General features: G+C 59.6%; 9 protein-coding genes. 6 read left to right on the top strand and 3 right to left on the bottom strand.

Features of this window, described 5'->3' with window-relative positions; genetic code table 11:
* Window positions 1–741: 741 nt before the first annotated feature.
* On the bottom strand, window positions 742–1,623 hold the full coding sequence (locus AC1DIG_RS21785) for a LysR family transcriptional regulator (protein ID WP_477768953.1): 882 nt from the start codon (window positions 1,621–1,623) through the stop codon (window positions 742–744).
* 148 nt (window positions 1,624–1,771) lie between these two features.
* Between AC1DIG_RS21785 and AC1DIG_RS21780 the strand changes: the two genes are divergently transcribed.
* Genes AC1DIG_RS21780 through AC1DIG_RS21770 form a run of 3 tightly spaced genes read left to right on the top strand, consistent with a single transcriptional unit; the run spans window position 1,772 to window position 4,371 of the window.
* Entirely contained in the window at window positions 1,772–2,470 is a 699-nt protein-coding gene (locus AC1DIG_RS21780; protein WP_054597884.1) for a CoA transferase subunit A, read from the top strand.
* Window positions 2,471–2,506: 36 nt separating this feature from the next.
* Complete coding sequence (locus tag AC1DIG_RS21775) at window positions 2,507–3,166, top strand: CoA transferase subunit B (protein WP_019689786.1); 660 nt, start codon at window positions 2,507–2,509, stop codon at window positions 3,164–3,166.
* A 23-nt stretch (window positions 3,167–3,189) separates the two neighbouring features.
* Window positions 3,190–4,371 carry an acetyl-CoA C-acetyltransferase gene (locus AC1DIG_RS21770; protein ID WP_477768952.1) on the top strand — a complete coding sequence of 394 codons (1,182 nt, stop codon included), beginning with the start codon at window positions 3,190–3,192 and terminating at the stop codon, window positions 4,369–4,371.
* A 422-nt stretch (window positions 4,372–4,793) separates the two neighbouring features.
* On the opposite strand, the gene AC1DIG_RS21765 is transcribed toward AC1DIG_RS21770, so the two are convergent.
* Window positions 4,794–5,330, bottom strand: a complete 537-nt coding sequence (locus tag AC1DIG_RS21765) for a DUF4174 domain-containing protein (RefSeq protein ID WP_477768951.1) — start codon at window positions 5,328–5,330, stop codon at window positions 4,794–4,796.
* Window positions 5,331–5,873: 543 nt separating this feature from the next.
* Here AC1DIG_RS21765 and AC1DIG_RS21760 point away from each other — a divergent pair.
* Window positions 5,874–6,920 carry a class I SAM-dependent methyltransferase gene (locus AC1DIG_RS21760; RefSeq protein ID WP_477768950.1) on the top strand — a complete coding sequence of 349 codons (1,047 nt, stop codon included), beginning with the start codon at window positions 5,874–5,876 and terminating at the stop codon, window positions 6,918–6,920.
* Between the two features lie 54 nt (window positions 6,921–6,974).
* Here the strand turns inward: AC1DIG_RS21760 and AC1DIG_RS21755 are convergent, their stop codons facing one another.
* Complete coding sequence (locus tag AC1DIG_RS21755; RefSeq protein WP_103317255.1) at window positions 6,975–7,760, bottom strand: sulfite exporter TauE/SafE family protein; 786 nt, start codon at window positions 7,758–7,760, stop codon at window positions 6,975–6,977.
* 336 nt (window positions 7,761–8,096) lie between these two features.
* On the opposite strand from AC1DIG_RS21755, the gene AC1DIG_RS21750 reads away from it, so the two are divergent.
* Complete coding sequence (locus AC1DIG_RS21750) at window positions 8,097–8,873, top strand: ABC transporter substrate-binding protein (RefSeq protein ID WP_477768949.1); 777 nt, start codon at window positions 8,097–8,099, stop codon at window positions 8,871–8,873.
* Window positions 8,874–9,044: 171 nt separating this feature from the next.
* On the top strand, window positions 9,045–9,734 hold the full coding sequence (locus AC1DIG_RS21745) for an ABC transporter permease (protein WP_477768948.1): 690 nt from the start codon (window positions 9,045–9,047) through the stop codon (window positions 9,732–9,734).
* Window positions 9,735–9,748: the final 14 nt, after the last annotated feature.

Raw genomic sequence — 9,748 nt, 5'->3', positions numbered from 1 at the left:
CCGAGTGGAGGTGTTCATCAGGGGGTGGGCGCGCAGCGCCGTACGGCGCAGCCGGACACATCGAGAGGAGGTCGTCGCGAAGCAGACCGTAGGCGATGCCCCCTGATGGACACCGGAGCGAGGGAACGCCGAGCCTAGGCGAGGTGCCGGACGCTTGGGGCGAGACCTTTTGGGTACTTTTGGGGCGTTTGCCAAAAGTGCCTCGCCGTAAGGGCGAAACCCTAAGCGGCCGTTACCGCAGAAATGGATATGTACACCAGCGGGAGATTGGTCGGCTATCAGGCCGCCATCGCAGGCAAGCCAGCTCCCACAGGTTTGATTGGGGGACATCCGCAAGAGATAGGCCGGCTGTCAGGCCGCCATCGCAGGCAAGCCAGCTCCCACAGGTTTGATTGGGGGACATCCGCAAGAGATAGGTCGGCTGTCAGGCCGCCATCGCAGGCAAGCCCCACAGGTTTGATTGGGGGACATCCGCAAGAGATAGGCCGGCTGTCAGGCCGCCTTCGCAGGCAAGCCAGCTCCCACAGGTGAACTGGGTACATCTGCGGGAGATAGGCCGGCTGTCCGGCCGCCTTCGCAGGCAAGCCCCCACAGGTTTGATTGGGGGACATCCGCAAGAGATAGACCGGCTGTCAGGCCGCCATCGCAGGCAAGCCAGCTCCCACAGGTTTGATTGGTGTACATCTGCGAAAGACAGGCCGGCTGTCAGGCCGCTTTCGCGAGCAAGCCCGCTCCCACAGGTTAACGAACTTCGTCCTTGAGAATGTCGAACAACGCCTGCGCTGCCGCCGACAGCTCATGACCCGGCTTGGTCAACACCCCAATGGCCCGCTCAATCACCGGATCACTCAAGGTAATGCAACACGCCCCAAGCTCACGCATCTGCTCAACACACAACGCCGGTACCGCACTCACACCCAGCCCACTGGCAACCATCCGCCCGACGGTCGCCAACTGATGACTCTCAAACTCCACCGGCAACTTCATCTGCCGCGCCTGCAAGTGCTCCTCAAGCATCACCCGCACCGTCGACGGCCGCTGCAACGTGATAAACGGCTGCTCCAGCAGGGTTTTCCAGTCAATCTCGGCACGCTCGGCCAGCGGCGAATCACTCGGCACTACCGCGACAAAGCGATCCATGTACAACGGGGTGAATTCCAGCGAAGAACTCTGCGTCGGCTCGAAAGCCACGCCAAGCTCCACATGACGGTCACGGACCATTTCCAGCACCTGCTCGTTGATCACGTCGTTCACCGTGACGTTGACCTTCGGGTAGAGCGCACGAAAGGTCTTGAGGATCGGCGGCAGCAAGTTGCCGGCAAATGAGGGCATCGCCGCCAGCGTCACCCGCCCTCGCTGCAGTGTGAAACGCTGGCGCATCTCATCCTCGGCGTTGTCCCAGTCAGCGATCAACCGCCGGGCCAGCGGCAGCAGGGACTCACCTTCCGGGGTCAGCGCGACGTTACGTGTGGTGCGGCTGAACAAGCGCCCACCGAGTCCGTCCTCCAGCGCCTTGATGGTCAAACTCAACGCCGACTGCGACAGATGCAGCCGCTCACAGGCCACCGCAAAGCTCAAACTCTGCGCCACTGCCAAAAACGCCCTGATCTGCTTGACTGTCATCACCGTTCCTCACCATGCTGACTACAATCGATTGCTGAGTTTTATCTATCAATCAACCTTAAAAATCAACTTATCAAATCAATCTGATAGAGCAACACTCCACTCCATACGGCTAGCCAGCCGCCCACAAAGAATAAAAGAGGTGCATATGGCAGGTTTCGACAAGCGCGTGAGTTCCTATGAGGAGGCTCTGGCAGGCCTCGAAGACGGTATGACCGTGATCTCTGGCGGCTTCGGACTGTGTGGTATTCCAGAAAACCTGATCGCCGAGATCAAGCGCAAAGGGACCCGCGACCTGACTGTGGTTTCCAACAACTGCGGCGTCGACGGTTTTGGCCTCGGCGTACTGCTGGAAGACCGGCAGATCCGCAAAGTGGTCGCCTCCTATGTCGGCGAAAACGCCCTGTTCGAAAAGCAACTGCTGAGCGGCGAGATTGAAGTCGTGCTGACCCCGCAAGGCACCCTGGCGGAAAAAATGCGCGCTGGCGGCGCTGGCATTCCGGCGTTCTTCACCGCCACCGGCGTCGGCACTCCAGTGGCCGAGGGCAAGGAAATCCGTGAATTCAAGGGCCGTCCGTACCTGATGGAAGAGTCCATCACCGGCGACTTCGCCATCGTCAAAGGCTGGAAAGCCGACCACTTCGGCAACGTGATCTACCGCCACACCGCGCAGAACTTCAACCCGCTGGCCGCCACCGCCGGCAAGATCACCGTGGTCGAAGTCGAAGAGATCGTCGAACCCGGCGAGCTGGACCCCACCCAGATCCACACCCCAGGCATCTACGTCGACCGGGTCATCTGCGGCACGTTCGAAAAACGTATCGAACAACGCACCGTGCGCAAGTGATCCTCGCCCCCAGCCCGAACAGTGGAGAATAAAAAAATGGCTCTTACCCGCGAACAAATGGCTCAGCGCGTCGCCCGCGAAATGAAAGACGGCTACTACGTGAACCTCGGCATCGGCATTCCGACCCTGGTCGCCAACTACATCCCCGAAGGCATGGAAGTCATGCTGCAATCGGAAAACGGCCTGCTCGGCATGGGCGCCTTTCCGACCGACGATAAAGTCGACGCGGACATGATCAACGCCGGCAAGCAGACCGTCACCGCCCGTATCGGCGCCTCGATTTTTTCGTCCGCCGAATCCTTCGCGATGATCCGCGGCGGCCACATCGACCTCACCGTGCTCGGCGCTTTTGAAGTCGACGTACACGGCAACATCGCCTCGTGGATGATCCCCGGCAAACTGGTCAAGGGCATGGGCGGCGCGATGGACCTGGTGGCCGGCGCAGACAACATCATCGTGACCATGACCCACGCCTCCAAGGACGGCGAGTCGAAACTGCTGCCGTATTGCAGCCTGCCGCTGACCGGTGCCAATTGCATCAAACGCGTGTTGACCGATCTGGCCTACCTGGAAATCGAGAACGGCGCATTCATCCTCAAGGAGCGTGCACCCGGTGTGAGCGTCGAGGAAATCGTCAGCAAGACTGCTGGTAAACTGATCGTTCCCGACCATGTTCCGGAAATGCAGTTCGCCTGAACCGCACCCTGAGGAGAAATTCGATGCAAGACGTTGTGATTGTTGCCGCCACCCGTACCGCCATTGGCAGTTTTCAGGGTTCGCTGGCCAGCATCCCGGCACCGGAACTCGGTGCCGCGGTGATTCGTCAATTGCTCGCGCAAACCGGTCTGGCGGCGGATCAGGTCGATGAAGTGATCCTCGGTCAGGTGCTGACCGCAGGCTCCGGCCAGAACCCGGCGCGTCAAGCGTCGATCCTCGCCGGCCTGCCGCACGCGGTACCGGCGATGACCCTGAACAAGGTCTGCGGCTCTGGCCTCAAGGCCTTGCACTTGGGCGCTCAGGCGATTCGTTGCGGCGATGCCGAGGTGATCATCGCCGGCGGCATGGAAAACATGAGCCTGGCGCCGTACGTGTTGCCGGCTGCTCGCACCGGTCTGCGCATGGGCCACGCGAAAATGATCGACAGCATGATCAGCGATGGCCTGTGGGATGCGTTCAACGACTACCACATGGGCATCACCGCCGAGAACCTGGTAGACAAGTACCACCTGACCCGTGAGGAACAGGACGCCTTCGCCGCCGCTTCGCAGCAGAAAGCCACGGCGGCTATCGCAGCCGGGCGTTTTACCGATGAAATCACGCCGATCCTGATCCCGCAGCGCAAAGGTGAGCCGTTGTCCTTCGCGGTCGACGAACAACCTCGCGCCGAGACCACTGCTGCGTCGTTGGCCAAGCTCAAACCGGCCTTCAAGAAAGACGGCAGCGTCACCGCCGGCAATGCCTCTTCGCTCAACGACGGCGCCGCCGCGGTGTTGCTGATGAGCGCCGACAAGGCCAGGAAATTGGGCTTGCCGGTGCTGGCGAAAATCGCCGCCTACGCCAATGCCGGCGTCGACCCCGCGATCATGGGCATTGCTCCGGTATCGGCGACCCGCCGCTGCCTCGACAAGGCCGGCTGGAACCTCGATCAGCTGGACCTGATCGAAGCCAACGAAGCCTTCGCCGCGCAGTCACTGGCGGTCGGCAAAGAGCTGGAATGGGATGCAAGCAAGGTCAACGTCAACGGTGGCGCCATTGCGCTGGGTCACCCGATTGGTGCGTCCGGTTGCCGAGTGCTGGTGTCGCTGTTGCACGAAATGATCAAGCGTGACGCCAAGAAAGGCCTCGCCACCCTGTGCATCGGCGGTGGTCAGGGCGTGGCCCTGGCGATCGAGCGGGCCTAAACCCGCAGGCGTTCAACAGTCAGCGTGCGGACCCACGATATCCGCTCGCTGACTGGCAACACACCCGGCGCGACTTCGGTGGCGCCGGGTCTTTTTTTGCTTAGCATCATTTTTTGCGAGGAATGTTCTGGGTTATTTGCCAGGCTCAAGAACCACCCCTCACCCTAGCCCTCTCCCAGAGGGAGAGGGAACTGACCGAGGTGTTCTTTCGAGTTACATCGACCAGAAAGTCCGAGTCGAACTCAGGTTTGAAAGGCTTGGAGATCTGCTCCCTTTCCCCTCTCCCCCGTGGGGAGAGGGTTGGGGTGAGGGGTGGATTTTGGATCAGAACAGAACATCCAGACGCTGATTTTTTTACTGACTGGCATTTAGCGCTTCGACGTCCTTCTTATTGGTTCATCACCGCACGCCGTACAAAGAGATCAATCGTCCAAGGGTGTCGGTGGCGCAGCCGGTTTTGCAGCTTTGCCCTTCCCTTTACCGCCCTTGACCGGCGCAGCCTCTACCGGCGGCGCAGGTGGCGCTGCTTCTTTCTCGGCGGCTGGAAGCTGGTCAACGGTGGCGAACAGATCCTTGGCCTCGATCGGGCCGAGGTGGTCGAGTTTTTTCTCGCCGTCCTTGCCCACCAGAATGACCTTGGTCTCGCCGCTGACGCCCAGTTTCAACTCGCGAATCAGCGCCATGGTGGTTTGTGCATCGAGGTCTTTGCCGTCACGTTGGCCCATGAGGTTGACCACGGTGTACAGCACCATATTGCGTTCTTTGAAGGCCTGGCTGTTGGCAGGTTCGGCCAGGGACTTTTTCAGGCTGACCAGTGTCGGGTCGATGCTGCTGGGAGCGATGACGATCAGCGGCCGGGTCCTGCCGCGTTCCTGTGCCAGGGGGGTGTCGTTGTCGGCAGCGAATAGAGGGCCGGCGACAGCGAGTAGAGTTGCAAGGGTCAGTGACCGAATGAGCATGCGCATCTCCTTTTGATTTCCACACTTTATGATTGCGCATCAAAGCGAAAGATCCAGTTCCGTCGCCTGAAATTTCTATCGCCATGCTGCGAAGCTTAGGCGAGCAGGCTTAATCCGCAACCGAATTTCGCGACACGGGTTTAGGTCATTTAGTTTGTCCAGGCTCGCACCGCGAGCCCCTCGACGCGCAGCAAGGTGCTCGATCGCGAGCTACACTTATTTTGTCCCCCGTAGGGGGGACGTTGCCAAATCCGGGTCCGTAAGCAGCGAGTCTGTCGATGAAACCCGCTCACGACGCTGGAGCCAATGGCCTATCGCAATCGTCCTGTGGGGCACGGCCCCACAGTGACATCTTGCAGGACGACGTTTTCGCGTCCCACCCGCCCGGACATGTCGTGTGTCCGGGCATTCGCGTTGCAGACGATTTGGCTTCACAACGCGCCTGCAGTGTCGCCCTGATCATCCATCCGACTACCGCCTGAAAGGTTGCTGCCTCTGCACACGCCTTCCTTCAGCGATGGTCTTTTTTCAGGAGGAGCAGATATGGACGAAGCCAAACTCAATGACTTCATGGGCAAGGTGGTTTCCGACATGGGCGGTGCAGCGATGCTCGCGAACATGATCCTGGGCGATGAACTCGGTTTGTACCGGGCCATGGCCGACAGCCAACCTGTCACCCCTGAAGCGCTGGCCAGCAAGACTGGCTGCAATGCGCGACTGCTGCGCGAATGGCTCAGCGCCCACGCAGCCTCTGGCTACATGGAACACGTCGACGGGAAATTCCGCCTGCCGGAAGAACAGGCCCTGGCGCTGGCGATCGAGGACTCACCGGTTTATGTCCCGGGCGGCGCCGCAGTGATTGCTTCGTTTTACCATGACAAAGACAAACTGATCGCCGCCATGCGCGGCAATGGGGCCCTCGCCTGGGGCGATCACCACACTTGCATGTTCAAAGGCACCGAGCGCTTCTTCAGACCCGGCTACCGCGCACACCTGGTTGGCGAGTGGTTACCTGCACTTGAAGGCGTGGTGGGCAAACTGCAAGCCGGGGCCAAGGTCGCGGATGTCGGTTGCGGCCACGGCGCTTCAACGGTGGTCATGGCCAAAGCGTTCCCGGCCTCCAATTTTGTCGGCTTCGACTATCACGCGCCGTCCATCACCACGGCTACCCAACGTGCCGAAGAAGGTGGCGTGGCCGATCGCGCACGCTTCGTTCAGAGTACCGCCAAGAACTTTCCCGGCAATGACTACGACTTGATCTGCTACTTCGATTGCCTCCACGACATGGGCGATCCGGTGGGCGCTGCCAAACACGCCTATCAGTCACTCAAGCCCGACGGAACGGTGCTGTTGGTGGAGCCATTTGCCAATGACCATCTCGACGAAAACGCGACCCCGGTAGGACGGCTGTTCTACGCCGCGTCGACGTTCATCTGCACGCCTAACTCGTTGTCTCAGGAAGTCGGCCTGGGGCTCGGGGCCCAAGCGGGAGAAGCACGGCTGCGGGATGTATTCACCCAGGCCGGATTCACGCATTTCCGCCGGGCAGCAGAGACGCCGTTCAACCTGATTCTGGAGGCGCGTAAATAATCGCGGGGGCATGCCTCGGGCGTGGCGCTGAGAGGAGCAGCGCCATGCCGGGGATCAAAACACTAATTTGTAGCCGATAAACACCAGCATGACCGCCAGACAAGGACGCAACACACCGTCGGAAATTTTTCCGGTCAGGTGACTGCCGATATAGATCCCCGGCAACGACCCCATCAGCAGAAAGCCCAGCAGGTGCCAATCCATATTGCCCATGCTCGCATGCCCCAGTCCTGCAACCAGGGTCAGCGGTACGGCGTGGGCGATTTCTGTACCGACCAGGCGCTTGGTTGCCAGGAACGGGTACAGGATGAACAGCGCCACCGTCCCCAGTGCGCCGGCACCGATGGAGGTCAAAGCGACCATCGCACCAAGTATCGCGCCCGTGACGATGGTCAGCAGGTTCAGGTTCCGGTTACTGAGGTGGTAATGGTCGCCCGCATGTTTTTGGGCAAACGCCAAGAGCTGGCGCTTGAAGAAAATTGCCAGCGCCGTCAGCAGCAATACAAAGCCCAACGCCTGCTTGATAACGGCATTGGTCGCGTGCGGATCCGTGTTGAGGTATTTCAGGAACAATAAGGTCATGACAACGGCAGGCACACTGCCCAACGTCAGCCAGCCGGTAATTTTCCAGTCGATGTTCCGGTGCTTTTGATGAACCAGCACACCACCGGACTTGGTGATCGCGGCGTACAGCAAATCCGTCCCGACGGCCGTGGCCGGGTTGATGCCGAACCATAGAAGGATCGGCGTCATCAACGAGCCACCCCCTACACCGGTCATTCCGACAACGAACCCGACAACCAAGCCTGCGACTACAAAACCCAAATTACCGAAGTCCATTGCCATACCTTACAAAACCAGCGCGACGACTTAAAAATCTGGCAGTCAGCATAGCGATTTTTCTTATAACCACTTATACCAATATGATCTGACTTTATAACTTCCCGCCATCAGCCGTAGCCGCCAAACCTCCTTGTGCCGTCAGGGCACTGTCTCCTTGTTGCGCCATGACCGTCTGGCTGAAACAGCAGCCTGTTTGATATTTTTATTTTCACGCATTTGATTTATGAAATAAAACGTGTCATTTATACGCTCCATGGACACGCACCCCGCTGCACACCCTCGCCAGACCGGAAGGCATTCACCCCCAAACACCCTATCCACGGAGTCAACAATATGAACAAGACCGGACTTCTGGCTGCTCTGGCATTTTGCGCCGTCAGCACCCTGGCCCACGCCGACGAAGACAGCCTGCGCATCGGTATCGAAGCCGCCTACCCACCGTTCTCCTTCAAGACCCCGGAAGGCAACATCAGCGGGTTCGACTACGACATCGGCAACGCCCTGTGCGAAGAAATGAAGATCAAATGCCAGTGGGTCATCCAGGAATTCGACGGGATGATCCCCTCGTTGAAAGTGCGCAAGATCGATGCAGTGCTGTCGTCGATGTCGATTACCGACGACCGCCTGAAGTCAGTCGACTTCAGCGAAAAGTACTACCACACCCCCGGCAAGTTCGCGGCGAAGGCCGGCCAGGCGATCAATGACCCGAAGGTCGATCTCAAAGGCAAGAAACTCGGTGTGCAACGCTCCTCCACCTACGACCGTTACGCGACCGAGCAACTCGCGCCCGCCGGCGTCGAGATCGTGCGTTACTCCTCGCAAAATGAAGCCTTCCTGGACCTGGCCTCGGGCCGACTGGACGCCACCCTCGCCGACATCGTCAACACCAACGAGAGCTTCATCAAGACTCCGGCCGGTAACGGCTTCGCCTTGGTGGGACCGGACATCAATGACCCGAAATACTTCGGTCGGGGCGCCGGGATTGCGCTGCGCAAAGGCGATACCGCGAACGCGGCACGCCTGAACACGGCGATTGACGCGATCCGTGCCAATGGCAAGTACCAGCAGGTCATGGCCAAGTACTTCGCGTTCGATATCTACGGCGAATAAGCCATGTGGGAGCGAGCTTGCTCGCGATGACGGCGGCAAATTCAACATCAATGTTGACTGAAATTCCGCTATCGCGAGCAAGCTCGCTCCCACAGGTTTGTATCTTGATTGATAGCAATTAACCCGTATGGTCCCGCGCGCCTGCCGGCGCTTCGGGAGAGGAACTTCATCATGCTTCACGGCTACGGATCGAGCATTCTCGATGGCGCCTGGCTGTCGATCAATCTGGCTCTGAGCTCCATGGCACTGGCCATTACCCTGGGCCTGATCGGCGCGGCGTTTCGCCTCTCGCCGCTCAAATGGTTGTCGACGCTGGGCGAAGGCTACACCACGGTGATTCGCGGTATCCCCGACCTGGTACTGATTCTGCTGATTTTCTACGGCGGCCAGGACCTGGTGAATCGCATCGCCCTCGGGCTCGGTTACACCCACTACATCGACATCAACCCGTTTGTGGCGGGTGTCTGCACCATGGGTTTCATTTTCGGTGCCTACCTCTCGGAAACCTTTCGCGGCGCCTTCATGGCGATCCCGCAAGGTCAGGCTGAAGCCGGTGCGGCCTATGGCATGAGCAGCGCCCAGGTGTTCTGGCGGATCCTGGTGCCGCAGATGATTCGCTTCGCGATTCCCGGCTTCACCAACAACTGGCTGGTGCTGACCAAATCCACGGCGTTGATATCGGTGATCGGCCTGCAGGACATGATGTTCAAGGCCAAGAACGCTGCCGACGCGACCCACGAACCCTTTACGTTTTTCCTCGCGGTGGCGGCGCTGTACCTGGTGATGACCAGTGTCTCGTTGCTGGTGCTGCGCGCCCTGGAAAAACACTACTCGGTCGGCATCAAAGCCGCCGTTCTGTGAGTGGGAGCGAATCG

Source organism: Pseudomonas sp. 05N431 (genome assembly GCF_056397005.1).
Note: the sequence above shows the minus strand (reverse complement) of the source record. Positions and strands in the feature narration are given on the sequence as shown.

Coding starts and splice junctions, on each gene's coding strand:
- AC1DIG_RS21785 (WP_477768953.1), bottom strand. CDS start 1,623: ATGACAGTCAAGCAGATCAGGGCGTTTTTGGCAGTGGCGCAGAGTTTG.
- AC1DIG_RS21780 (WP_054597884.1), top strand. CDS start 1,772: ATGGCAGGTTTCGACAAGCGCGTGAGTTCCTATGAGGAGGCTCTGGCA.
- AC1DIG_RS21775 (WP_019689786.1), top strand. CDS start 2,507: ATGGCTCTTACCCGCGAACAAATGGCTCAGCGCGTCGCCCGCGAAATG.
- AC1DIG_RS21770 (WP_477768952.1), top strand. CDS start 3,190: ATGCAAGACGTTGTGATTGTTGCCGCCACCCGTACCGCCATTGGCAGT.
- AC1DIG_RS21765 (WP_477768951.1), bottom strand. CDS start 5,330: ATGCTCATTCGGTCACTGACCCTTGCAACTCTACTCGCTGTCGCCGGC.
- AC1DIG_RS21760 (WP_477768950.1), top strand. CDS start 5,874: ATGGACGAAGCCAAACTCAATGACTTCATGGGCAAGGTGGTTTCCGAC.
- AC1DIG_RS21755 (WP_103317255.1), bottom strand. CDS start 7,760: ATGGACTTCGGTAATTTGGGTTTTGTAGTCGCAGGCTTGGTTGTCGGG.
- AC1DIG_RS21750 (WP_477768949.1), top strand. CDS start 8,097: ATGAACAAGACCGGACTTCTGGCTGCTCTGGCATTTTGCGCCGTCAGC.
- AC1DIG_RS21745 (WP_477768948.1), top strand. CDS start 9,045: ATGCTTCACGGCTACGGATCGAGCATTCTCGATGGCGCCTGGCTGTCG.